22 protein-coding genes are annotated in these 21,933 nt (G+C 69.2%); 10 read left to right on the forward strand and 12 right to left on the reverse strand.

Annotated elements, in window-relative coordinates:
* Nucleotides 1–27 precede the first annotated feature (27 nt).
* Entirely contained in the window at nt 28–1,017 is a 990-nt protein-coding gene (locus tag EV670_RS03930) for a bifunctional riboflavin kinase/FAD synthetase (RefSeq protein WP_130430487.1), read from the reverse strand.
* Between the two features lie 160 nt (nt 1,018–1,177).
* Nucleotides 1,178–1,288, reverse strand: a complete 111-nt coding sequence (gene pqqA / locus EV670_RS18985) for a pyrroloquinoline quinone precursor peptide PqqA (protein ID WP_207224991.1) — start codon at nt 1,286–1,288, stop codon at nt 1,178–1,180.
* 159 nt (nt 1,289–1,447) lie between these two features.
* On the opposite strand from pqqA, the gene EV670_RS03940 reads away from it, so the two are divergent.
* Both EV670_RS03940 and EV670_RS03945 read left to right on the forward strand, forming a co-directional pair.
* Nucleotides 1,448–2,824, forward strand: a complete 1,377-nt coding sequence (locus EV670_RS03940) for an ATP-binding protein (RefSeq protein ID WP_130430488.1) — start codon at nt 1,448–1,450, stop codon at nt 2,822–2,824.
* A 61-nt stretch (nt 2,825–2,885) separates the two neighbouring features.
* Complete coding sequence (locus EV670_RS03945) at nt 2,886–3,515, forward strand: response regulator (RefSeq protein WP_130430489.1); 630 nt, start codon at nt 2,886–2,888, stop codon at nt 3,513–3,515.
* 60 nt (nt 3,516–3,575) lie between these two features.
* Here the strand turns inward: EV670_RS03945 and EV670_RS03950 are convergent, their stop codons facing one another.
* The 4 genes from EV670_RS03950 to EV670_RS03965 form a co-directional block, all read right to left on the reverse strand.
* Nucleotides 3,576–4,307: a pseudouridine synthase gene (locus EV670_RS03950; RefSeq protein ID WP_130430490.1), complete on the reverse strand. Its 732-nt coding sequence runs from the start codon at nt 4,305–4,307 to the stop codon at nt 3,576–3,578.
* Between the two features lie 16 nt (nt 4,308–4,323).
* Nucleotides 4,324–6,039, reverse strand: coding sequence for an ArnT family glycosyltransferase (locus tag EV670_RS03955; protein ID WP_165393227.1), 1,716 nt, complete (start codon nt 6,037–6,039; stop codon nt 4,324–4,326).
* A 396-nt stretch (nt 6,040–6,435) separates the two neighbouring features.
* Nucleotides 6,436–7,575: an acyl-CoA dehydrogenase family protein gene (locus tag EV670_RS03960; RefSeq protein ID WP_130430492.1), complete on the reverse strand. Its 1,140-nt coding sequence runs from the start codon at nt 7,573–7,575 to the stop codon at nt 6,436–6,438.
* 117 nt (nt 7,576–7,692) lie between these two features.
* Complete coding sequence (locus EV670_RS03965; RefSeq protein ID WP_130430493.1) at nt 7,693–8,871, reverse strand: acyl-CoA dehydrogenase family protein; 1,179 nt, start codon at nt 8,869–8,871, stop codon at nt 7,693–7,695.
* Nucleotides 8,872–9,155: 284 nt separating this feature from the next.
* Between EV670_RS03965 and EV670_RS03970 the strand changes: the two genes are divergently transcribed.
* The gene (locus tag EV670_RS03970; protein ID WP_130430494.1) at nt 9,156–9,569 is read left to right on the forward strand and encodes a DoxX family protein; all 414 of its coding nucleotides are present in this window, start codon (nt 9,156–9,158) and stop codon (nt 9,567–9,569) included.
* A 61-nt stretch (nt 9,570–9,630) separates the two neighbouring features.
* On the opposite strand, the gene EV670_RS03975 is transcribed toward EV670_RS03970, so the two are convergent.
* Both EV670_RS03975 and EV670_RS03980 read right to left on the reverse strand, forming a co-directional pair.
* Nucleotides 9,631–10,371, reverse strand: coding sequence for a retropepsin-like aspartic protease family protein (locus EV670_RS03975; protein WP_242616822.1), 741 nt, complete (start codon nt 10,369–10,371; stop codon nt 9,631–9,633).
* A gap of 1 nt (nt 10,372) precedes the next feature.
* Nucleotides 10,373–10,861 (reverse strand): YajQ family cyclic di-GMP-binding protein, encoded by a 489-nt coding sequence (locus EV670_RS03980; RefSeq protein WP_130430495.1) that lies wholly within the window; start codon nt 10,859–10,861, stop codon nt 10,373–10,375.
* A 62-nt stretch (nt 10,862–10,923) separates the two neighbouring features.
* Between EV670_RS03980 and murB the strand changes: the two genes are divergently transcribed.
* Both murB and EV670_RS03990 read left to right on the forward strand, forming a co-directional pair.
* On the forward strand, nt 10,924–12,012 hold the full coding sequence (gene murB, locus EV670_RS03985) for a UDP-N-acetylmuramate dehydrogenase (RefSeq protein WP_130430496.1): 1,089 nt from the start codon (nt 10,924–10,926) through the stop codon (nt 12,010–12,012).
* Nucleotides 12,009–12,644 carry a dioxygenase family protein gene (locus tag EV670_RS03990; RefSeq protein WP_423213559.1) on the forward strand — a complete coding sequence of 212 codons (636 nt, stop codon included), beginning with the start codon at nt 12,009–12,011 and terminating at the stop codon, nt 12,642–12,644. Before murB ends, EV670_RS03990 begins: the two co-directional genes overlap by 4 nt.
* Nucleotides 12,645–12,726: 82 nt before the next feature.
* Here the strand turns inward: EV670_RS03990 and EV670_RS03995 are convergent, their stop codons facing one another.
* Nucleotides 12,727–13,524, reverse strand: a complete 798-nt coding sequence (locus EV670_RS03995; RefSeq protein ID WP_130430497.1) for an alpha/beta hydrolase — start codon at nt 13,522–13,524, stop codon at nt 12,727–12,729.
* Between the two features lie 98 nt (nt 13,525–13,622).
* Between EV670_RS03995 and EV670_RS04000 the strand changes: the two genes are divergently transcribed.
* The 5 genes from EV670_RS04000 to EV670_RS04020 all read left to right on the forward strand — a co-directional run bounded on the left by EV670_RS04000 (nt 13,623) and on the right by EV670_RS04020 (nt 17,861).
* The gene (locus tag EV670_RS04000) at nt 13,623–14,018 is read left to right on the forward strand and encodes a 4a-hydroxytetrahydrobiopterin dehydratase (RefSeq protein WP_130430498.1); all 396 of its coding nucleotides are present in this window, start codon (nt 13,623–13,625) and stop codon (nt 14,016–14,018) included.
* A gap of 129 nt (nt 14,019–14,147) precedes the next feature.
* Nucleotides 14,148–14,657 (forward strand): peptidoglycan-binding protein LysM, encoded by a 510-nt coding sequence (gene lysM, locus EV670_RS04005; RefSeq protein ID WP_130430499.1) that lies wholly within the window; start codon nt 14,148–14,150, stop codon nt 14,655–14,657.
* A 115-nt stretch (nt 14,658–14,772) separates the two neighbouring features.
* Nucleotides 14,773–15,345 (forward strand): DUF3302 domain-containing protein, encoded by a 573-nt coding sequence (locus EV670_RS04010; protein WP_242616823.1) that lies wholly within the window; start codon nt 14,773–14,775, stop codon nt 15,343–15,345.
* A 3-nt stretch (nt 15,346–15,348) separates the two neighbouring features.
* Nucleotides 15,349–16,494, forward strand: a complete 1,146-nt coding sequence (locus EV670_RS04015; RefSeq protein WP_130430500.1) for an HlyD family secretion protein — start codon at nt 15,349–15,351, stop codon at nt 16,492–16,494.
* On the forward strand, nt 16,494–17,861 hold the full coding sequence (locus tag EV670_RS04020; protein WP_130430501.1) for an efflux transporter outer membrane subunit: 1,368 nt from the start codon (nt 16,494–16,496) through the stop codon (nt 17,859–17,861). Before EV670_RS04015 ends, EV670_RS04020 begins: the two co-directional genes overlap by 1 nt.
* Before the next feature lie 45 nt (nt 17,862–17,906).
* Here EV670_RS04020 and EV670_RS04025 read toward each other — a convergent pair whose 3' ends face one another.
* The 3 genes from EV670_RS04025 to argG form a co-directional block, all read right to left on the reverse strand.
* Complete coding sequence (locus EV670_RS04025; protein ID WP_130430502.1) at nt 17,907–18,839, reverse strand: DUF2950 domain-containing protein; 933 nt, start codon at nt 18,837–18,839, stop codon at nt 17,907–17,909.
* A gap of 15 nt (nt 18,840–18,854) precedes the next feature.
* Nucleotides 18,855–20,129, reverse strand: coding sequence for a DUF3300 domain-containing protein (locus tag EV670_RS04030; RefSeq protein ID WP_242616824.1), 1,275 nt, complete (start codon nt 20,127–20,129; stop codon nt 18,855–18,857).
* A gap of 387 nt (nt 20,130–20,516) precedes the next feature.
* Nucleotides 20,517–21,854 carry an argininosuccinate synthase gene (gene argG / locus EV670_RS04035; RefSeq protein WP_130430503.1) on the reverse strand — a complete coding sequence of 446 codons (1,338 nt, stop codon included), beginning with the start codon at nt 21,852–21,854 and terminating at the stop codon, nt 20,517–20,519.
* Nucleotides 21,855–21,933 lie beyond the last annotated feature (79 nt).

The following is a 21,933-nucleotide window of genomic DNA, read 5'->3' on the forward strand; positions in this document are numbered from 1 at the left end:
CCGGCACGACAGGATAGCCGCGGTGGCTCAGCCGTGGGAAGCAAACCAGGACCGCGCCCGCTCGCTGTCAGCATCGATGCCGGCGCGCAGCGCCTCGAGCCCCTCGTAGCGCAGTTCGTCGTGCAGCTTGTGCAGCAACTCGACCTTGACCAGCCGCCCGTAGCCGCTCTCGGCGCCGAGGGGCGCGGGCCAGTCGAGGCAATGCACCTCGAGCAGCACTCGACCGCCATCCTCGATGGTCGGGCGCACGCCAAGGCTGGCCACGCCGGGCAGCGCTTGCGTCGCCAGGCCATGCACACGCACGACGAAGATGCCCATCGCCGCCGGCTTCGGGTGATGGAAGCGCAGGTTGAGCGTGCGAAAGCCGTCGGCCGCGCCGGGCCCGCTCTCGCCCAGCGTGCGGCCGAGCTTGCGGCCGTGGATCACATGGCCGCTGATGCTGTAGGGCCGGCCGAGCAGCGCCGCGGCGCGCGACATGTCGCCACCGGCCAGCGCCGCGCGCACCTCCGACGACGAGACTCGCACGCCGTGCACCTCGTAGCTGTTCATGCGCGCGACATCGAAGCCGGCCGCGTCGCCGGCGACGTCGAGCATCGCGTAGTCGCCGGCGCGCCTGGCGCCGAAGCGGAAGTCGTCGCCGACCAGCACGTACTTCGTGTGCAGCCCGCGCACGAGCACGTCGTCGATGAAGGCCTGCGGGCTCTGTGCGGCAAAGCGCTCGTCGAAGCGCAGCACCACGCATTGCTCGACGCCGCAGCGCTCGAGTTCGGCCAGCTTGTCGCGCAGCGTGGCGATGCGGGCAGGGGCCAGCTCGGGCTTGCCGGCCTTGCGGGCGAAGAAGTCGCGCGGGTGCGGCTCGAAGCTCAGCACGGTGCTCGCGACGCCCCGATGGCGTGCCTCGTTGGTCAGCAGCGCCAGCATCGCCTGGTGGCCGCGGTGGACGCCGTCGAAGTTGCCGATCGTCAACGCGCAGGCGGGCGCGATATCGCGGTGATGCAGACCATGGAAGACGCGCATCGGCCGATTATCGCGACCCGGTGTGCAGGCCGATGCGCGCTGCCGCGGCCATGACGCTGCGTCCGATCCGCGGGCGGTACAGAGGCCCGGGCAACAAAAAGCCCGCCGAAGCGGGCTCTGTCTTGCGGGTTGCGGCTGGCGCCGCACCCGGACGCCGGAATCAGCGGTTCGAGATGTACATCGTGATCTCGAAGCCGTAACGCAGTTCGGTCGCTTGGGGCTTTGTCCATTGCATGGCGGGTCTCCTTCGGTCGGTGGCACAGCGCGCCATCTGGCGCTTGTGGAGCGGCGGGAACGTTAAAACCCTTCAACTCAAGATGGATGGTGCGCCGGCTCGGGCGGTGGCGGCAGGCCCCGGCCCATGAAAGCGGCCTCATGATTTTCTGGAATCGCGGGCCAGGCGGTTGCGGCGGGTCGGTACCATCGGCCGATGAGCCTGCGTCTGAAGATCCACCTGATCGTCGGCAGCCTGGTCACGTTGTTCGTGCTGGCGCTGATCGCGCTGCAGTTGCAGGCCACGCGCGACTCGGTGCGCGAGGAAGTGGTGGCCGCCAATCGCGTCGCCGCGCAGTTGCTCAAGCGCACCGTGATGCTGCAGGCCTCGCAGGGCACGCCGGCGATGCAGGACTATCTGGCCGGGCTCGGGCGGGTTCGATCCAACGAGATCATGCTGCTCGACGCCGGGGGACAGCAGATCTACCGCTCGCCGCCTTCACCCTACAAGGCTGGCCGCGATGCGCCGTCGTGGTTCGCGCAACTGATCTCGCCGTCGCCGCAGCAGCAGTCGATCGCCTTTCCGGACGGCAAGCTGGTGATTCGCGCCGATGCCTCGCGTGCCGCGGTCGACGCCTGGGACCAGATCGTCGTGCTCGCCCTCGCGGGGCTTGCGCTGCTGGTCGTCGTCAACCTGCTCGTCTATTGGGTGGTGGGGCGTACGGTCAAGCCCTTTGGCCAGATCGTCGAGGCGCTCAATCGCATCGAGGCCGGCCACCTCGACGTCAAGCTGATGTCTCTGCCCGGCACCGAAGCGGCGGCGATCGGTGCCGCCTTCAACCGCATGGTCGACGGCGTAGCCGTGCGCATCGAGGCCGAGAGGCGCGCTGCCCACGCCGAGCGCGAGCTCTCCGACCGGCGCGATCTGGCGCGCTGGATCGACCGCCATCTGGAGCAGGAGCGCAAGCTCATCGCGCGCGAACTGCACGACGAACTTGGCCAGTCGGTGACCGCGATGCGCAGCCTGGCGCTGTCGGTGGCGCAGCGCGTGGCCCCGCTCGACGCCGAGGCGGCGCAGGCCGCGAACGTGATTGCCGAAGAAAGTTCGCGCCTGTACGACGCGATGCACGGCCTGATCCCGCGCCTGGCGCCGCTGGTGCTGGATGCCTTTGGCCTGGCCGACGCGCTGCGCGACCTGACCGAGCGCACCCGTGTCAGCCAGCCGCAGGCCGCGATCGACCTGCAACTGGCGCTGGGCGACGTGCAGCTCGGCAGCGAGGCCGCACTCGCGCTGTACCGCGCGGCCCAGGAAGGCATGACCAATGCGTTGCGCCACGGCCAGGCCCGGCACCTCGCGGTGAGCCTGAGGGCCGAGGCCGGCGGCGCCCGGCTCGAGGTCCGCGACGACGGCGCGGGCTTGGCGCCCGACTGGCACGATCGGACCCGGCAGGAAGGCGGCCACTACGGCCTGCGCTGGCTGGGCGAGCGGGTCGAGGCCCTGGGCGGCCGGCTCGACATCGCCAACCACGCGGTGCGCGGTGCGCAGTTGCTGGTGTGGCTGCCGTTCAGCGCGACCGAGGAGGGTTCCGCGTGAGAGTCGCCATGCTTGATCTTCCGCGGGGACGCGCGGCGCGGTCGGCGCGCGCAGCGGCGTCATGATCGGAGTGATGCTGGTCGACGACCATGCGCTGGTTCGCATGGGCTTTCGCATGTTGCTGGCCAACGCCGGCATCGAGGTCGTGGCAGAGGCCGAGTCCGGCGAGGAAGCCTGCCGGCTGTTGTCCACGGTCAAGCCCGACGTCGTGGTGATGGACCTGTCGATGCCCGGCATGGGCGGTCTGGAGGCGGTGCGCCGGATCCTTGCGCAGGGGCCCAAGCTCAAGGTACTGGTGCTGTCGGCCCACGAAGACACGGCGCACCCGCAGCGCGTGCTGCGCGCCGGCGCCCTGGGCTACCTGGCCAAGCGCGCGGCGCCCGACGCACTGATCGCCGCCGTCACCGCGGTCGCGCGCGGCGAGCGCTACCTCGACGCGCAGACCGCGCAGCGCCTGGCCGTGGCCCAGCTCGACGGCGAAACCAGCCCGGCCGATCGGTTGAGCGAGCGCGAGTTCTCGGTCTTCATCCAGCTCGCGCGCGGCGCGACCGTGGCGCAGATCGCCGAGCGCCTGAATCTTTCGCCCAGCACGGTGGGCAGCCACCTCTATCACATCAAGCAGAAGCTCGGCGCCAGCAACCAGAGCGAAATCACGCTGGTGGCCTTGCAATGGGGGTTGATCCAGGCCTGAACTGATGAGTGCCACGACGGCACGCGAGGCCTGCGGGGCGCTGCGCCGGGTCGTTCAGGCTCAGGGCCCGATCAGGGCCGCGCGCTGCGTCGCGTCGATCCAGCGCCACTGGCCCGGCGCCAGGTCGGCCGGCAGCGCCAGCGCGCCGATCGAGCTGCGATGCAGCGCGGTCACGCGGTTGCCGACCGCGCCCAGCATGCGCTTGATCTGGTGGTACTTGCCTTCGGTGATGGTCAGCGTGAGCGTGTGCTCGCCGGTCTGCACGCAGGCCGCGGCGCGCACCGGCTTCGGATCGTCGTTGAGCACGACGCCGGCGAGCAGCTTGTCGATGGCGACCTCGGTCACCGGATCGGCCACCGTCAGCTCGTAGACCTTGGGCACCTTGTGCTTGGGCGAGGTGAGCTTGTGCAGCAGGGCGCCGTCGTCGGTGAGCAGCAGCAGGCCGGTGGTGTCGGCGTCGAGCCGTCCGACCGGCTGCACGCCGTCGGCGGCGCCACCCTTCTTGCCACCGCGCAGGCGCAGCGGCACGGGCAGCAGGCTCATCACGCTCGGATACGCGCCCGGCTTCTGCGAGCACTCGTAGCCGGCCGGCTTGTGCAGCATCACCAGCGCGTGCTGGTGAAAGGGCCAGACACGGCCTTCGACCTCGAACACCAGGCCGTCGGTCGCGACCTCGGCGTCGGGGTCGTCGATCACGATGCCGTCGTGGCGCACGAAGCCCGAGACGATCAGCCCCTCGCACTCGCGACGGGCGCCGAAGCCTTGGGAAAACAGAACCTGGGACCAGCGCATCGGCGCATTGTCGCCTTCAGGTCGTGCTCAGGCGCAGCACGCGGATCGTGCGCCGCGGCAGTGCGCGGTCGTCCTTCAGCACCTTGCCGAGGAACTGCTTGGGCGTGTCGAGTTCCTCGATGTCGTGCAGCGCCTCGACGCGCAGCGAGGGCGGTGCGCCAGCCAGCAGGGCGTCGATCTGGTCGGCGACCGCCACCAAGTAGAGGCTGTTGCCGGCGGACAGGGCCTGTGCCAGCGCGCGGCCATCGTCGATCTTCGTCACCGGATGCCGGCTCAGGAAGTTGAAGGTCTTGAGGTCGGGCGCAGCCAGGAAGACCCGCTGCGGCGCCTGCGCGTTCAGGTACAGCGCCGTCTGGCGGCCGCCGTTGTAGCCGAGGTAGAGCTCGCGCTGCACCTGGACGGCAAACGCGAACGCCGCCATCGCCGAGGTCGCGCCGAGCACCAGGGCCAGCACCAGCGGCGCCGGGCGCCGCAGGATGGTGGCCAGGGCGATCCCGCCCAGGCCGAACAGCAGCGGCAGGACCAGGTTCAGGCCGCCGCGCGTCGCCTGCGCGATGCCCAGGCCAATCACGAGCAGCAGCACGAAAGCGCAGAAGCCGACATGCAGTCGCAGCCACCATCGCGGCAGGCGGCGCTCGTTCACCACCAGCCAGCGCGCGCACAGGATGGCGGCGTAGGGAAAGGCGATGACCAGGTAGTAGTCCATCTGGTACGCGGTGGCGCTGAACAGGGCGAAGCTCGTCAGGAACATGGTCCACAGGAAGACCTGTGCCTCCTGCCCGGGCCGCGCGCCGTCGGCGGCGGTGGTCGCCGGGCCGTCGCCACTCGTGGAAGATGCCGTGGTGCGCCGTGACAGCCCCGACAGCGTCGCTGCCGCAGCAGCAAGCAACGCCAGCACCCAGGGGAAGAAGGTCCACAACAGGTTGTGGAAGAAGAACCAGGGGCTGCCCTTTTCGTTCTGGATCGGCCCGGTGTTCAAGAAGCGGCCGAACTGACCGTCCCAGAAGAAGAAGCGCACGCCAGAGACATGGTCGCGTCCGAACAACTGCTTCTCGGGGTGGGCGTCGAACTGCAGGTACAGACTGGCCAGTTCCGGCATCAGAAACAGCAGGCAGCCAGCCGCGGCTGCCAGCCATTTCCAGTGGAACAGCCCGGCCCAGTCGCGGCGCCAGAGCAGCAGCGCCACCAGGCCGGAGCCCACCAGCAGCAGCACGAAGACGCCCTTGGTCATCAGGGCGCAGGCGGTGAAGAGCGCTCCCAGCAGGCCCCAGCGGAAGGTGCCGCGCCGCTCGAACTTGAGCCATGCGTAACTGGCGCTCGGCAGCAGGCCGAGCAGGTAGACCTCGGCCTTCTGGTCGCTGGCCGCCAGCAGCGGCCCCAGCAAGGACAGATAGAGCAGCGTCGCCACCAGCGCCACGCGACGTTCCGCGTAGAAGTGGCGAGCCAGCCTGTAGGTGGCCCAGGCGCCGAGCAGGTAGAACAGCAGGCCCGGCAGCAGGTAGGCGCGCTCGTTGACGCCGAAGAGCTCAAACGAGCCGGCGACCAGCCAGAACGGGAGATGCGGCTTGTCGAGCCAGTCCTTGCCCTGGAAATACAGGTTGGTCCAGTCTCCCGTGAGCACCATGTTCTTGGCGATCAGCGCGTAGACGGCGGCATCGCCGTCCATGCGCGGCAGCAGCAGGCACAGCAGGCAGGTGAGTGCGGCCAGGCCCCAGATGCACAGGGCCAGCATGCGGCTTTCCCGGTCGATGCTGGTCCGGACGTGGTCGGCACCGAGCTGGCGTCGAGGCAGCGGCTGCGGCGACGTCGAGCGAAGATTCGAGGACCGGGGAGCTGTCATCTCTCTGGAGCACGGGATCCGCGGGTGTCTGGCGGCAAGCAGGAACCACGCCGCGGCAACAGGTCGCCAGTGAGGCCCTCCTGCCGCCAGGCCGCGCGCCCCCGACCGCCGTCCTCAGGTCGGGTCAGGCCCCTGGTTCCAGCCGAACCGGAGCCTGAGGATCATGCTAAGCCAAGTCGCCCTGCCATGCTGCCCCGGCTCGCCGCGGCCGAGCACAACGCAAAGCGGCGCCGTGGCGCCGCTTGCGATCGATCGCCGGGCCGCGCAGCGCGGCCGCGGCCTGGCTGGTCAGGCGAACACGCCGGCCGTGTCCTGCATCCGTGCACTGACCTCGCCAAGGTGGTGCATGGTGTCGCCGAAGCTCATCTCGAGCATCGTCAGCCGCTTGAAGTAGTGGCCGGCGGCGTACTCCATGGTCACGCCGATGCCGCCGTGCAGCTGGATCGCCTGCTGCCCGACGAAGCGCATCGACTGACCGAGCTGCACCTTGGCCTGCGACAGCGCACGGCGCCGTTCGGCCGCTGGCGCGCCGAGCTTGAGCGTCGCGAAGAAGCTCATCGAGCGCGCCAGCTCGAGCTGCATCTTGACGTCGGCGATGCGGTGGCGCAGCGCCTGGAAGCTGGAGATCGGCACACCGAACTGCTTGCGCGTATTCATGTACTCGACGGTGATCGCCACCAGCTTGTCCATCGCACCGACCGCCTCGGCGCAGGCCGCGGCGATGCCGATGTCCTGCGCGCGCTCGAGCGCGGCGTGGCCGTCGGCCGGGCCGATCAGTTCGATGCCGGCTGCCTTGTCGAGCTTGAGCTCGGCGGCGCAGGCGCCGTCCTGCGTGGAATAGCCGCGCAGCGTCACGCCGGCCTCACCGCGCGAGACGAGGAAGAGGGCGATGCCCTGTGCGTCGTCATCCGCGCCGCCGACCCGCGCCGGCACGATGAAGGCACCCGCATGCGCGCCGGCCGGCACCACGCTCTTGGCACCGCTGATCACCCAGTTGCCACCGACGTTCTCGGCACGCGTCGTCACGTGGTTCAGGCGGTAGCGCGCCGCGCGCTCCTGGTGCGCCAGCACCACGCGCTCCTTGCCCTCGGCAATGCCCTGCAGCCACAACGCGGCCGAAGGGGCGTGCCCCTGCTGCAGGAGGTCGGTCGCGACCAGCGCGACGGCGGCGAAGGGCTCGAGCACGAGGCCGCGGCCCAGCTCTTCCATCACCACCATCGACTCGACCGGGCCGAAGCCCATGCCACCCGCATCGGGCGAAATGGTCAGCGCGGTCAGGCCGAGTTCGGCCAGTTCGCCCCAGGCTTCCTTGGAGAAGCCACCGGCGCGGGCGATGCCCATGCGGCGCTCGAAGCCGTAGCCCTTGTCGACCCAGCGCCGCACGGCGTCGCGCAGTTGTTCCTGGTCGTCGGTGTAGTCGAAGTCCATCTCAGCCTCACTCGATTTGCGCGGCTTGTGCCGTCGTCGTCAATCTGACTGGAGTCCCTTCCCGCCTGGAGGGAAGGGGCTGGGGAAGGGAGGAGTGCAAAGAACGTGGTTCTGGGCTCAGCCCAGTACCACTTGCGAAACGATGTTCCTCTGAACTTCGTTCGATCCGCCGTAGATCGTGGTCTTGCGCATGTTGAAGTAGGTCCCGGCCAGCGGCGCGCAGTAGGCGGCCCCGACATGGTCGCCCTGCCAGCCGGCTTCCATCGCCTCTTCGATGAACGGCGTGCTGTAGGGGCCGGCGGCGAGCATCATCAGCTCGCTGTAGCGCTGCTGGATCTCGCTGCCGCGGATCTTGAGCAGCGCCGCCACGTCGAGCGCCTGCTTGCCGCTCTGCTCGGCCGACAGCACGCGCAGCACCATCATCTCGAGCGCGACGATGTCGACCTCGACCTGCGCGATCTGGTCGCGGAAGCGCGCGTCCTCGTAGACGCCCTCGGCCTTGGCGATGCGCTTGAGCCGCTCCAGCTCGCGCTTGGCGCGATTGACGTCGGCGATGTTGGTGCGCTCGTGGGCGAGCAGGTGCTTGGCGTAGGTCCAGCCCTTGTTCTCTTCGCCGATCAGCTGGTCGGCCGGCACCTCGACGTTGTCGAACCAGACCTCGTTGACCTCGTGCTCGCCGTCCATCGTGATGATCGGACGCACCGTGATGCCGGGGCTCTTCATGTCGATCAGCAGGAAGCTGATGCCGGTCTGCGGCTTGCCTTCGGTGCTGGTGCGCACGAGGCAGAAGATCCAGTCGCCATGCTGGCCGAGCGTGGTCCAGGTCTTCTGGCCGTTGACGATGTAGAAGTCGCCCTTGCGCTCGGCGCGGCACTTGAGGCTGGCCAGGTCGGAGCCCGAGCCGGGCTCGCTGTAGCCCTGGCTCCACCAGACCTCGCCGCTCATGATGCCGGGCAGGAAGCGCTTCTGCTGCTCCGGGTTGCCGAAGGCCATGATCACCGGCGCCACCATCACCGGGCCAAAGGGAATGATCCGCGGCGCGCCGGCCAGCGCGCATTCCTCTTCGAACAGGTGGCGCTGGATCGCGTCCCAGCCCGGGCCGCCGAATTGCTTGGGCCAGGCCCAGCCATGCCAGCCCTTGCGACCGAGCGTCCTGGCCCAGCCCTGCAGATCGGCCTTGTTCAGGCGCAGCGCGTTGTGCACCTTGTGCGATAGCTCCTTCGGCAGGTTGGCGCCGACCCACTCACGCACTTCCTCGCGGAAGGCCTGCTGCTCGGGGGTGAAATTCAGGTCCATCAAGCTCTCCTGGCAGGGCGGCGTCCTCACCGCACATGGCTTTTTAGCACGCTCGTGCGAAGGCCACGGTCGCAGCGGTGACAGGCGGGGTGCCGATCATCGTTGACCGGTGTTCCTGGCGCGCCCGGCAGGCGTGCTGCCTGCGTGCTTTGCCGCTTCTGCATCGCAGCCCCGACTGCTATCGTCGTCCGCGCTCGCCGCGAAGCGAGCCGTCCGGGGCCGGGCCGCGCGGGGCCCGGCCTTGGGCCACAAACACCACACGTCGCGCGCAGGAGAACGGGCTCATGAATTCGACCCTGGACAAGTTCCTGCCCCTGCTGGGGCGTGCGTTGATCGCGCTGCTGTTCATCCCGGCCGGCCTGAGCAAGATCATGGGCTTCAGCGGCACCGTGGCCTACATCGCCTCGGTCGGGCTGCCGCTGGCGGCGCTGGGCGCGGTGCTCGCGATCGTCGTCGAGCTCGGCGGTGGACTGGCACTGCTGGTGGGCTGGAAGGCGCGCTGGGTCGCGCTGGCGCTGGCCCTGTTCAGCGTGGCCAGCGCGCTGTTCTTCCACAAGTTCTGGGCCGTTCCACCCGAGCAGGTGATGGCGCAGACCATCAACTTCTACAAGAACTTCGCGATCGCCGGCGGCCTACTGTTCGTCGTCGCCTTCGGCGCCGGCGCTTGGTCACTGGACGCGCGCGGCGCGCAGCGCTGAAGCGCACGCGTTGCTCGGACCGCCCCGGCCCGCATCGGCCGGCCGGGAACTGCGGTGCTCTTCAGTAGCGCCGCTCGAGCGTCAGCAGATCGTTCTCGCGCCGCATTTGGAAGCGCGTCAGGAAGCTGTTGCCGAGCAGCACGAAGGGCAGCGGCGTCGGTTGCACCACGGCCTCGACGTTGCTGACCTCGACGTCGCCGATGCGCACGCTCCCCAGCGTCACGCGCCAAGCCGGAACGTCGCCGCCGGCGGTGCGCATCGTCACCCGCGCGCCCTTCTTGTAGTCGATGCTCAGGCCCTGGGCCTCGGCCTCGCCGAGCGCGACGACGGTGGCGCCGGTGTCGACCATGAACTGCACGGCCTTGCCGTTGATGCTGCCGCTGCTCAGGAAGTGGCCGCCGCTGCCGGCGCTCAGCACGATCTTGGTGCCGGCGGCGCTGCTGCCCGCGCCACCGCCAACGGCTGCCGGCGCGTCGCCGACGCGCAGCGAACGCCGCTTGCCGCCAACCTCGACCACCGCCTCGCCGGAGCCGACGCTGACGACGCGGATGCCTTGCACCGCGTCGCCGATCCGCACCGCGCGCGGCTGGCCGCCATCGATGACGAGCAGCGCCATCTGGCCCATCGTGCCGTTCAGGCCCACGCGCGGTCCGTCGGCTGATGGCGCGCGCTGCACCGGCGCTGGTGGTGGCGCGGCACCGGTGTCGGCGCGCGCCTCGTTGGCGCTCGCCGCGCCCCCGACGGACAGGCCCAGCACGACAAGAGCCAGCGCGGCCGCGCAGCGGCAAGCGTGGGGCCTCACGTCAATCGCGGAAGTTGTTGAAGCTCAGCGGCAGGTCGGCGATGTCGCTGCGGATCAGCGCCATCGCCGCCTGCAGGTCGTCGCGCTTGGCGCCGGTGACGCGCACCGCATCGCCCTGGATCGCCGCCGTCACCTTGAGCTTGCTGCCCTTGATCAGCTGCTGGATCTTCTTGCTGGCCTCGCTCTCGATGCCGGCCTTGACCAGCACCTTCTGCTTGACCTTGTCGCCGCCGATCTTCTCGACCTTGGCGCTGTAGTCCATGAAGCGGGCATCGACGCTGCGCTTGGTCAGCTTGGCGGTGAGGATGTCCTTGACCTGGTCGAGCTGGAAATCGCTGTCGCCGTAGAGCGTGATCTCCTTGTCCTTGATCTCGATCTTGGCGCCGCTGCCCTTGAAGTCGAAACGGGTGCCGATTTCCTTGGTGGTCTGGTCGACCGCGTTCTTGACCTCGACCAGATTGGGTTCGAGGACGGTGTCGAAGCTGGGCATGGCGCTACTCTTGTTGTCGGATTTGTGTGGGTCCGTCGATGCGGATCGGCGAAAATTCTGCCATGCAGCCTACTCCCGCCAGCGCCACCCTTGCCGCGAGCACCGACGCGGGTGCCGCGCTGCGCATCGAAACGCAGGCCAGCCTCAAGCCCTACAACAGCTTCGGCCTGCCGGCGCTGGCGCGCACGCTGGTGCGCATCGGCAGCGACGCCGACGTGCGGCGGTTGCTGGCCCATCCGCAACTCGGGCTGCAACCCAAGTTCGTGCTCGGTGGCGGCAGCAACCTGGTGCTGACGCACGACCTGCACGAGGTGGTGCTCAAGGTCGAGGTCATGGGCCGGCGCCTGGTGGCCGAACTCGACGATGCCTTCATCATCGAGTTCGGCGCCGGCGAGACCTGGCACGAGGCGGTGGACTGGACGCTGGCCCAGGGCTGGCCCGGGCTCGAGAACCTGGCGCTGATCCCGGGCACCGTCGGCGCCGCGCCGGTGCAGAACATCGGCGCCTACGGGCTCGAACTGAAGGACCGCTTCGAGTCGCTCGACGCGGTCGACCTGGTCACCGGCCGCAGCGTCACGCTCGACGCACATGCCTGCCACTTCGGCTACCGCGACAGCGTCTTCAAGCAGCCCGCGGCCGACGGCGGCCTGGCCGGCAAGAGCCTGATCACGCGCGTGCGGCTGCGGCTGCCCAAGCCGTGGATCCCGGTGCTCGGCTACCTCGATCTGCAGAAGAAGATGGTGGATGCCGCCAACCACCATCCCGATGCGCGCCAGATCTTCGACTGGGTCTGCGCGATCCGGCGCGCCAAGCTGCCCGACCCGGCCGTGATCGGCAACGCCGGCAGCTTCTTCAAGAACCCGGTGGTCAGCGAGGCGCAGTGCATGGACATCATCGCGCGCGACCCGCACGTCGTGCATTACCCGATGCCCGACGGCCAGTTCAAGCTGGCCGCCGGCTGGCTGATCGACGCCTGCGGCTGGAAGGGCAAGACGATCGGCGGCGCCGGCGTCTACGAGCGCCAGGCGCTGGTGCTGGTCAACCGTGGCGGCGCCACCGGCGGCGAGGTCGTGACGCTGGCGCGTGCCATTCAGGAGAGCGTCTACGGGCGCTTCGGCATCCGGCTCGAGCCGGAACCGGTGCTGCTGTGAACGGGCCATCTGCCCATCGCCGCGTCCTGCTGCGCAGCGCAGGGGCGGCGCTGGTCGGAGTGCCCTGGCTGCTGCGCGGTGCGCAGGCGCAGGCCGCGCTGCGCCCGACGCCGCGCCAGACCGAAGGTCCGTTCTACCCGCTGCAGTTGCCGGCCGACAGCGATGCCGACCTGCTCCTCAACGGTGCGCTGCGCTACGGCCACGGTGAGGCCTTGCAACTGACGGGATCGGTGCGCGATCTCGAGGGGCGTCCGGTGCGCGGCGCCCGGGTCGAGATCTGGCAATGCGACGCTGCCGGTCACTACCACCATCCCGGAGATGGCAATCGCGCCGATGCGGCCTTCCAGGGCTTTGGCGCGATACAGGTCGATGCCGATGGGGGCTACCGCTTCCACGCGCTGCGACCGGTGGCCTACGGCGGGCGCGCGCCGCACATTCACGTCAAGGTCCGGCTCGGCACGCGCGAACTGCTGACGACCCAGATGTACGTGCAGGGCGACCCCGGCAACCAGCGCGACTTCCTGCTGCGGTCGCTGGCCGACCCCGCCGACCGGGCCGCACTGCTGCGCCCGTTGCAAACCAGCGTCGACGGCGGCTGGCGCACCGAGTTTCCGATCATCGTGGCGGCCTGAGCGCTGGCCGAGTTCGGCCCGTCGCCGCAGGTCAACGCCGCTGCATCGGTGCTTCGCCGCAGACGATGAAGCGGGTCATGGCCTAGCGCCGGCCCGGCAATGCCGCCCGCACCGCCTGGAGGTAGCTCTCGAAGTCCTGCAGGTCGTTGTGCCCGGCGCCGGCAACGACCTCCAGGCGCCCCTGCGGCGCGGTCTCCAGCAGGGCCTGGCTGTGGGCAAGCGGGATCAGTTCGTCGCGATCGCCATGCAGCAGCAGCACCGGGCCGCGCACGCGCGCCAGGTGCTCCTCGGTCGACAAGGGGTAGCGCAGCAGCGCGCTCGGCACCCATGGATAGTGCTGGCGCGCCATCGCGGCCATGCTCCTGTAGGGCGAGGCGAGGATCGTCAGGTCGGGCTGTTGCTGCACTGCCAGCGCTGCGGCGAGCGCGGTGCCGAGCGAGCGGCCGTAGAACACGACGCGCCGACCCTCGTAGCGCGGCGCCACCTGCGCCCATACCGCCTGCACATCGGACAGCAACTGCGCTTCGCTCTCGATGCGGCCGCTGCTCTTGCCGTAGCCGCGGTAGTCGAGCATCACCAGGTCGTAGTTGGCGCGGCGGTAGAAGTCGGCGTTGGTGAACCAGCTTTGCAGGTTGCCGGCGTTGCCGTGCAGGAAGAAGACCACGCCGTCGGGGTCGGGCAGGCGCAACTCGAGCGCCGACAGCCGCGCGCCATCGACCTCGAACAGGCGCTCGTGCACGTCGGGCTCGGTCGCCAGCACCCGCGCCGGGTCGAGCGGCACCGGGTAGAACAGCAGCCGCTCCTGCCCGAACCACAGGGCGGTCAGCAGCGCAAGGTAGACCAGGACCGCAGCCAGCAGCGCCAGGGCAATGGCGATCATGGTTCGTGGGCACCGGTCTTCATGACGACAAGTCTCGCATCCCCGTGCGACGGCGTAGAGTCGCCTCGCCGCGGTCGACGCGGCCCGAGGAGACCGCGATGAGCCAGTGGCGCAAACCGACCCCCGACACCGTCTACACCCCCGAGGAAGTCGAGGCCCGCCTCGCCGCCGAGTTGCCGGGCTGGCGCTACGAGGACGGCTGGATCCGTCGCAAGTACAAGACCGCGGGCTGGAAGAGCACGCTGATGGTGGTCAACACCGTCGGCCACCTGGCCGAGGCGGCCTGGCACCACCCCGACCTGACGGTCAGCTACGCCTTCGTTACCGTCAAGCTGGTGAACCACGCCGCGAAGGGCGTGACCGACAAGGACTTCGCGCTGGCCGCCAAGATCGACGAGGTGTTGATGTGGCAGCCGGGCAAGGAAGACGGCTCGCCGCTGGAGGGCACGCCCAACGATGACCCGCGCTTCAAGTACCTCAAGTACGAGGACTGAGGAGGACGCCCGAGGGGTGCGCCCGCGCCTTGGGGATGGCGCCCGGTCGGCGTGAATTTCGTCACGTCGCCGTGCTACGGTACGCGACGCCGTCCCGCCCCCGGGACCGACCTACAGGAGTCAGTCACGATGAGCCTCATCAGTTTCTTCAAGGAAGCCGGCGAAAAGCTGTTCGGTAGCAAGGACACCGAAGCCGCCGCCAAGGCCGTGGCCGCCGCCCCCGACCCGGTCGCGGCGCAGGCCAAGATCGACGAATTGAACGCCGCCGCAGGCGCCGCGATCGAGAAGTACATCGGCACCCAGATGCTCAACGCCGACGGCCTGAGCGTCGCCTTCGACGGTGCCACCAGCACGGTCAGCGTCTCGGGCGTCGCGCCCGACCAGGCGACCAGGGAGAAGATCCTGCTGTGCTGCGGCAACGTCACCGGCGTGGCCGCGGTCAACGATATGATGACCGTGGCCGAAGCGGCCCCGGAGTCGCGCTTCCACCTGGTCGAGAAGGGCGACACCCTGAGCGCGGTGGCCAAGAAGGCCTACGGCAACGCCAATGCCTACATGAAGATCTTCGAGGCCAACAAGCCGATGCTGAGCCATCCGGACAAGATCTATCCGGGGCAGTTGCTGCGAATCCCGGACTGAGCGCGCCTGTCCTGACGAGCTGCCTGAACCGCGGGAAACCGCGGTCCGTGGCGGTGGCGAAAGGCGTTACGCTGGCCTCACAGAAGTACGACCGGGCCGCCGAAGCGGTTCTCCCTTGCCCGAGGTTTTCGAGCCGATGCATTGCCCCTGCCTGAGCGCGCCACGGCGCCTGCCCCGACTTTGCGGCTTGCTGGCGGTGGCGCTCTGGCCGGCCGTCTCACGCGCCTCGCTGTTGCCGCCCGAGCTCGAGGAGAAGATGGCCGATTTTCTCGGCGTCGCGGTGCTGGTCATCGTGCCGGTGATCTTCATCGCGCTGTTCTGGATCGTGCATGTGATGCCGGAGAAGATCGCCGCCAAGAGGCATCACCCGCAGAAGGACGCGATTCATACCCTGTGCCTGCTGTCGCTGTTCTTCGGCGGCCTGCTGTGGCCGATCGCGTGGCTCTGGGCCTATACCAAGCCCGTCGGCTACAAGGCGGCCTACGGCACCGACAGGCACGAGGACTACTACCGTCAGGCCGGTGCGGCGCTCGGACCGGATGCGATCGTCGACGAGCACGTGGCCCAGCTCGGCGCCGAGCTCGACATGATGGCGGCCAAGGGGGCGCTGCCGACCGACCTCGAGAGCCTGCGGTCGCAGATCGCGCAGATGTCCGCGCGCCACGCCGACGCGGCCACGGGAGCCTGAGCCATGGAAGCGATCCTGCTCGCGATCTACGCCTTCTTCGTCTGGCTCATCTTCATCAAGTTCAAGCTGCTGCCGTGGAACATCACCTCGCAGGTGATCGTCGTCACCATCCCGATCGTCGGCATGACGGTCCTCATCCTCACGCTCAACGTGGTGGCGCCCTCGTCGACCAAGCTGCGGGTCTACCGCTACCAGGTGCCGATCGTCTCGCAGGTCAGCGGGCGGGTGGTCGAGGTTGGCGTCGAGGAGGGCAACTTCGCCGTCAAGCGCGGCGACATGCTGTTTCGCATCGACGCGACGCCCTACGAGCTGACGCTCAACACGCTCAAGGCGCAACTGGCCAACGCCGAGGGCGAGTCCAAGCGCCTCAATGAGCAGCTGCGCGGCGCGGTCAGCAGCACCGCGGCGGTGCGCGCCAACGTCGATCTGGCGCGCAAGCGGGTGCTGCAGTACCGCGATCTGGCAGCCAGCGGCGCCGGCAACAAGTTCGACCTCGAGCAGGCCGAGGCCAAGCTGCGCGAACTCGAGAGCCAGTTGGCAGCGGCGGTCGCCAACCAGGCCCAGGTCCAGGCCCAATTGGGGGCGGTGGTCGGTGGCGACGTCGCCTCGGTCGCCAAGATCAAGTCCGACATCGCGCTCGCCCAGTGGCAGATCGAGCAGACCGTGACCCGTTCGCCCTGCGACTGCACGGTCGTCAACCTGCAGTTGCGGCCGGGCGTGTTCGTCACCGCGATGCCGTTCAACAACGTCATGACGCTGGTCGAGCGCAGCGGACAGGTGCTGGCGGTCTTTGGCCAGAACGAACTGCGTGCCGTCAAGCCCGGCGACGCCGCCGAGTTCGCGGTACCGACCCATCCGGGGCGAATCTTCAAGGCCAAGGTCGACTCGGTGGTGTGGGACTACAGCATCGCGCAGTCGCGCGTCGACGCCACCGGCCAGATGCCGATGGCGGCGGCGCTGCAGGCGGGGCCGAGCGGCTTCACGGTCAAGTTCAACCTGGCCGACGGCACCGAAGAAGAGGTGCTGGCCGCCGGCGTTTCGGGCGACGTGGCGATCTATACCGAGCACGTGACGATGATTCACATCATCCGCAAGGTCATCCTGCGCGTCGGCTCGAACCTCAACTACGTCATTCCGAAGCTGCACTGATGCGCACGACGTTCTCGCCGTTGCTCGCGTTGCTGCTGATCGGCTGTGCGCTGCCGACGCCGCCCGACCGCGCCGAGTTGCAGCAACAGGCGCTGCCGCATGCTGTGGTGCCACCGGCCTGGGTCGGGCCTGCCGCTGCCGGCTCGGTGGCGCCGGGTTGGGTCGGGTTGTTCCAGGACCAACAGCTCGACGCACTGGTGACCGAGGCCCTGCAGTACAACGTCGATCTCGGTATCTCGGTGGCACGTGTCGACCAGGCCGCAGCGTACGCGCGCGCTGCCGGCGCGGCCCTGTTACCGCAGGTCAATGCGCTGGCCCGTGGCGGCGGCGAGATGAGCGGCGACAACTCCGGGCTCACCGGCTGGGCGTTGACCGCGAGCTGGGAACTCGACCTCTGGGGCCGGGTACGGGCCAGCCGCGAGAGTGCGTCGCAGCAGTTCGCAGCCACCGAGATCGATCTCGAGGCAGCCCGGCTGTCGATCGCCGCCGCCGTGGCACGTGGCTGGTTCACGGCGACCGAGGCACGCATGCGCGAGCAGTTGGCACGCGAGACGGTCGCGGCCCATGAACGCCTGCTGCAACTGGCCGCCGATCGCCAGCGCGTCGGCCTCGGTGACGAACTCGACGTCGCGCAGGGCACGGCCGCGTTGCAGGGCGCGCGCGACCAGCAACGGCAGGCGCGGCTCGCGATCGATCAATCGCGGCGCGCGCTCGAACTGCTGCTCGGCCGCTATCCGGCCACCGAACTGCAGACCGCGCAGCGCTTTGCACCGTTGGCGCTCGACGTTCCGGCCGGGTTGCCGTCGGAGTTGCTAGAGCGCCGCCCCGACGTGCTCGCCGCCGAGCGTCGGGTGGCGGCAGCCTTCAACCGTGTCACCGAGGCCAAGGCGGCTCGGCTGCCGCGGCTGTCGCTGACGGCCGGTGTCAACTCGGTCTCTAGTGATCTGTTCATTCTCAAGGACCGCGACAACCCGGTCTGGAGCGCCGGCGCATCGCTGATGGCGCCGCTGTTCACCGGTGGCGCGCTCAAGGAGCAGGTCGAGGTGCGCAATGCCGAGCAGCGCGAGGCGGTGGCCCGCTACGCGAGCACGGCGCAGCGGGCCTTCGGCGAGGTCGAGGAATCACTGTCCTCGGGCATCGCGCTCGGCGAGCGCCAGACGCTGCTGAAGGCCCAGATCGACGCCAACGAACGCGCGGTGCGCCTCAGCGAGGAGCGCTACCGCGTCGGCAGCGCCGACCTGCGCGGTGTGCTCAACCAACGGCTGGCGCTCTACGGCACCCAGCAGCAGATGCTGCGCGTGCAGGGCGCACAGCGCATCGAGCGGGTCAATCTGCTGGTGGCGCTGGGCGGCGCACCGGACGCCTGAGCGGCGCGACCTCGAGCCATGCCGCGGCCATGAGGCCGGGTCCGCTCAGGGCTTCGTCGCGTGCCAGTTCTTGTCGGGATCGAAACGCTTGATCGAGGCGGCTGCCTCGCTCGTCTTCGGCCCGAGGTCGCGCTCGAAGAGCTGGCCGTCCTGATTGACCATGAAGCTCATCACGCCGGTCTTGCCGTAGCTCACCGGCCAGGCCAGCAGCGCGTAGCCGTTGCTCATGCGCTTGCCGATCAGGTAGCTGCGCGCGCCGCCCTTGGCGTTCGATCCCTGACCGTTGAGGATCTTGAAGCGGTAGCCGTGATAGCCCTCGCCCGGTCGTGACGGCGCGAAGGCCTCGCCCATCGGGCTCTCGTCGTCCAGGCTCGTGCTCCAGATCAGGCCGTCGCGCTGGCCCGGGCTGCTGACCAACTTCTGGGCGTACTCGAGCATGCCGTCGCCGTTGCGGTCGGCCTGCGCGTACTCGCGCTGCGCGTCGATGTAGGCCAGTGCGGCCTGCATCGCCGACAACTCGTTGCTGCCGATCGTGCGGGCAACGATCGCCTCGCGACCGCCGCGCGGGTCGAAGCGCCACTGGCCGTCCTTTCCCTGCACCAACGGGATCGGCAGCGGCCAGGCGTCGGCGCCCACCACCAGTTCGCCGCGGCCGCCGGTGACGTTGACCGTGCGCGTCTGGCGCGCCTTGTCGAGGAAGATCTCGCGGTCGTCGGCACTGACGCCTTCGGGCGGCATCAGCTGGCGCCAGTCCTTGCCGAGCAAGCGTGGCATCGCGACCTGATCGCGCGTGGCCACCGCCTCGATCAGGGCGTCGGCGGCTTGCTCGGGTGTGGCAAACGGCACCTGGGCAGCGGCACCCAGCGGCAGGCCGAGCGCGAGCGCCAGCGCCAGCGCGCCGACGGATCGAGCCTGCTGCCGCAGGCCCGATCCCGAGCCGCCGATGGCTGAGGTGCGGGCAATGTTTTTCGAGTTCATGGGCTGCTCCTGCGCTCAACGACGGCGGCCACCGCCACCGCCGCCGGCGCGCGCGCCGCCGGCAGCTCGGCCGGCACCACTGTGCTGGCTCATCGACTGACGACTGGCCTGGCCGCGGTCGGCGCTGGCGCGTGCCGCTCCGCCGCTGTGGGCGCCGGCCAACGCGTTGTCGCGGGCACCGCCACTGCCCGAGGACGCGCGGTTGGTGGCACCGCGGTCGGCCGCGCCGCCCGCCGCCGCGTTCGACGGCCGGTTCTGACCCGCGCCGGCCCGGTCGCCCGCACCACCGCCGGCCCCGCCGCGGTCACTGTCGCGTACCGCGGCTGTCGCCTTGTCGCGATCGGCGCCCTGCAGCTTCTCGCGGCCGGCGGCCGGGTCGGCGCCACGCTCCGCCAGCGTATTGGCTGCCCTGTCGCGCTCGGCATCACGACCATCCTTGCCGCGGTAGGCCTCGCGGTCCTTGGCGCCATCGAGCTGCTTCTTGCCGTACTGCTCGCGGCTCTTGTTGTCGCGGTATGGCACGTCACCTCGGCGATCGGCGTTGTGCTCGAACTTGGTGTTGTTGGCATTGATCTGGCGGTTGCTGTTGATGTTGTTGTACTTGTTGACGTTGATGTTGACGTCGCCGCCGCCCCAGTTGCAGCCGCCCCAGAGGCCGTTGGCGATCCCGACCACCGCCGCGCCCCAGATCACGCCGCCGACGAAGGCCGCTCCCGGGTAGTAGTAGGCCGGCGGCGGCCAGTAGTAGGGCGGATACGAGGGGTAGGCCCAGGTGCCGTAGACCGTCGGTTGATAGACCGGCACGTAGACCGACTGCGGCTGCGCCGGCTCGATCACGATGACCTGCTTGCTCTCCGCGGTCTGGGTGCTGACCTTCTGCTGCTCGTTGCTCTTGAGGTTGCCGGCCTGCTCGGCCTTCTTGCGCAGCACCTGGACCCGGTCCATGACGCGGCTGGGGTCGGCGAGGAAGGCATCGCCGAGACGCTGCACGTCATCGGGCTTGTCGTTCATCATCGCCAGCACCTGCGGGAATGCCACCAGCGACTGCACCGCCGGCTCCCAGGGCTGGTTCTCCACCTGCTTGACCGCCGCATCGCCCTTGGCGTCGGGGTGCGCCTTCGACCAGGCCGCAGCCGCCTTGACGTCGGCCGGGTAGGTGGTGGCCATCAGCACCTGGGCGAGCAACGAGTCCGGATAGAGCGCGATCGGCGCCAGCATCTGGTCGAGTTCCTCGTCCTTGAAGGTGGCGTCCTGGGCGTGTGCCGCAGACAGGGCGCCGCCCAGGAGCATCAGCCCAATGACGAGCAGTCTCCAGGCCGATCCGATTCGGCTGGCGTCGCGTGGCACTTGGTGGTGGGCCTGTCGCATCATCGTGGACCTCGGTTTCCGGACGCGCCAAGCGCCCTGCCGCGGCCACAAGCCGGCCACAGGTGGTCACGGTAGCGTCAGATCGCGCCGGCGGCAACCACCGAGGCTGCCGGGGTCAGCGGCACGGCCGCTGGTGCAGGTCGACTCCCGTCACGACGACGCGCCTGCCACGCACCAGCCGCATCGCGTCGAGTCCAGACCGGGCCGCCTGCGGCACGCCCGAGCTCGATGAGAAGGGCTGCACCTATTGGTGCGGGGGCAGCGACTGCAAGGAAGACCAGATCCGCAAGGTGCAGCGCCGAAGTCGCCTCAGTCGTCGACGACCCCCAACTGAGGCAACGCCGCGCCGCCACCCTGCGACAGCAGCCCGGCCTGCGAGTAGATGCCGAGCTTGGCGCGCGTGTCGCTGATGTCGAGGTTGCGCATCGTCAGCTGGCCGATGCGGTCGGCCGGCGAGAACGGCGCGTTCTCGACCTTCTCCATGCTCAGCCGCTCGGGCGCGTAGCTCAGGTTGGGCGACTCGGTGTTCAGGATCGAGTAGTCGTTGCCGCGCCGCAGTTCGAGCGTGACCTCGCCGGTCACGGCGCGTGCGACCCAGCGCTGCGCGGCCTCGCGCAGCATGATCGCCTGCGGGTCGAACCAGCGGCCCTGGTAGAGCAGCCGGCCGAGCTTGCGGCCGTTGTCGCGGTACTGCTCGATCGTGTCCTCGTTGTGGATGCCCGTGACGAGCCGCTCGTAGGCGATGAAGAGCAGCGCCAGCCCCGGGGCCTCGTAGATGCCGCGGCTCTTGGCCTCGATGATGCGGTTCTCGATCTGGTCGCTCATGCCCAGCCCGTGGCGGCCGCCGATGCGGTTGGCTTCGAGCAGCAGTTCCACCGGGCTGGCGAAGCCCGCGCCGTTGAGCGCGACCGGCTGGCCTTCCTCGAAGCGCACCGTCACCTCTTCGCGCTTCACTTCGACCTCGTCGCGCCAGAAGGCCACACCCATGATCGGCTGCACGATCTTCATGCCGCTGGAGAGTTGCTCGAGGTCCTTGGCCTCGTGCGTGGCGCCGAGCAGGTTGCTGTCGGTCGAGTAGGCCTTCTCGGCGCTCATCTTGTAGCCGAAGCCGGCCTTGGTCATGAAGGCCGACATCTCGGCGCGGCCGCCGAGTTCGTCGATGAAGGCCTGGTCGAGCCAGGGCTTGTAGATCTTCAGCGCCGGGTTGGTCAGCAGGCCGTAGCGGTAGAAGCGCTCGATGTCGTTGCCCTTGAAGGTGCTGCCGTCGCCCCAGATGTTGACCTCGTCTTCCTTCATCGCCGCCACCAGCATGGTGCCGGTCACGGCGCGGCCGATCGGCGTGGTGTTGAAGTAGGTGACGCCGGCGGTGCTGATGTGGAAGGCGCCGCTTTGCAGCGCGGCAATGCCCTCGGCCACCAGTTGCGCGCGGCAGTCCACCAGTCGCGCCAGCTCGGCGCCGTACTGCATGGCCTTGCGCGGGATCTCGTCGTAGTCGGGCTCGTCGGGCTGACCGAGGTTGGCGGTGTAGGCGTAGGGGATCGCGCCCTTGAGCTTCATCCAGTGCAGGGCGGCGCTGGTGTCGAGGCCGCCGGAGAAGGCGATGCCGACCTTCTGGCCGGCGGGCAGGTTCTGGAGGATGGTTGCCATGGTCGAGGAGGGTGGGCCGGCGGCGTCGCGCTCTGGCGTTGCATTTGTGACTATTGTCGCTCCGCCGAATGGCGGCGTT

Source organism: Rivibacter subsaxonicus (genome assembly GCF_004217215.1).
GTDB lineage: Bacteria > Pseudomonadota > Gammaproteobacteria > Burkholderiales > Burkholderiaceae_C > Rivibacter > Rivibacter subsaxonicus.

Bases quoted from the DNA above. Each gene is read 5' to 3' on its own strand.
- argG (WP_130430503.1), bottom strand. From the start codon at position 21,854: ATGGCAACCATCCTCCAGAACCTGCCCGCCGGCCAGAAGGTCGGCATC.
- EV670_RS03995 (WP_130430497.1), bottom strand. From the start codon at position 13,524: ATGATCGCCATTGCCCTGGCGCTGCTGGCTGCGGTCCTGGTCTACCTT.
- pqqA (WP_207224991.1), bottom strand. From the start codon at position 1,288: ATGGCGCGCTGTGCCACCGACCGAAGGAGACCCGCCATGCAATGGACA.
- EV670_RS03960 (WP_130430492.1), bottom strand. From the start codon at position 7,575: ATGGACTTCGACTACACCGACGACCAGGAACAACTGCGCGACGCCGTG.
- EV670_RS03950 (WP_130430490.1), bottom strand. From the start codon at position 4,307: ATGCGCTGGTCCCAGGTTCTGTTTTCCCAAGGCTTCGGCGCCCGTCGC.
- lysM (WP_130430499.1), top strand. From the start codon at position 14,148: ATGAGCCTCATCAGTTTCTTCAAGGAAGCCGGCGAAAAGCTGTTCGGT.
- EV670_RS04015 (WP_130430500.1), top strand. From the start codon at position 15,349: ATGGAAGCGATCCTGCTCGCGATCTACGCCTTCTTCGTCTGGCTCATC.
- EV670_RS04025 (WP_130430502.1), bottom strand. From the start codon at position 18,839: ATGAACTCGAAAAACATTGCCCGCACCTCAGCCATCGGCGGCTCGGGA.
- EV670_RS03970 (WP_130430494.1), top strand. From the start codon at position 9,156: ATGAATTCGACCCTGGACAAGTTCCTGCCCCTGCTGGGGCGTGCGTTG.
- EV670_RS04000 (WP_130430498.1), top strand. From the start codon at position 13,623: ATGAGCCAGTGGCGCAAACCGACCCCCGACACCGTCTACACCCCCGAG.
- EV670_RS03965 (WP_130430493.1), bottom strand. From the start codon at position 8,871: ATGGACCTGAATTTCACCCCCGAGCAGCAGGCCTTCCGCGAGGAAGTG.
- EV670_RS03930 (WP_130430487.1), bottom strand. From the start codon at position 1,017: ATGCGCGTCTTCCATGGTCTGCATCACCGCGATATCGCGCCCGCCTGC.
- EV670_RS03980 (WP_130430495.1), bottom strand. From the start codon at position 10,861: ATGCCCAGCTTCGACACCGTCCTCGAACCCAATCTGGTCGAGGTCAAG.
- EV670_RS04020 (WP_130430501.1), top strand. From the start codon at position 16,494: ATGCGCACGACGTTCTCGCCGTTGCTCGCGTTGCTGCTGATCGGCTGT.
- EV670_RS04030 (WP_242616824.1), bottom strand. From the start codon at position 20,129: ATGCTCCTGGGCGGCGCCCTGTCTGCGGCACACGCCCAGGACGCCACC.
- EV670_RS03945 (WP_130430489.1), top strand. From the start codon at position 2,886: ATGATCGGAGTGATGCTGGTCGACGACCATGCGCTGGTTCGCATGGGC.
- EV670_RS03940 (WP_130430488.1), top strand. From the start codon at position 1,448: ATGAGCCTGCGTCTGAAGATCCACCTGATCGTCGGCAGCCTGGTCACG.
- EV670_RS03955 (WP_165393227.1), bottom strand. From the start codon at position 6,039: ATGCTGGCCCTGTGCATCTGGGGCCTGGCCGCACTCACCTGCCTGCTG.
- murB (WP_130430496.1), top strand. From the start codon at position 10,924: ATGCAGCCTACTCCCGCCAGCGCCACCCTTGCCGCGAGCACCGACGCG.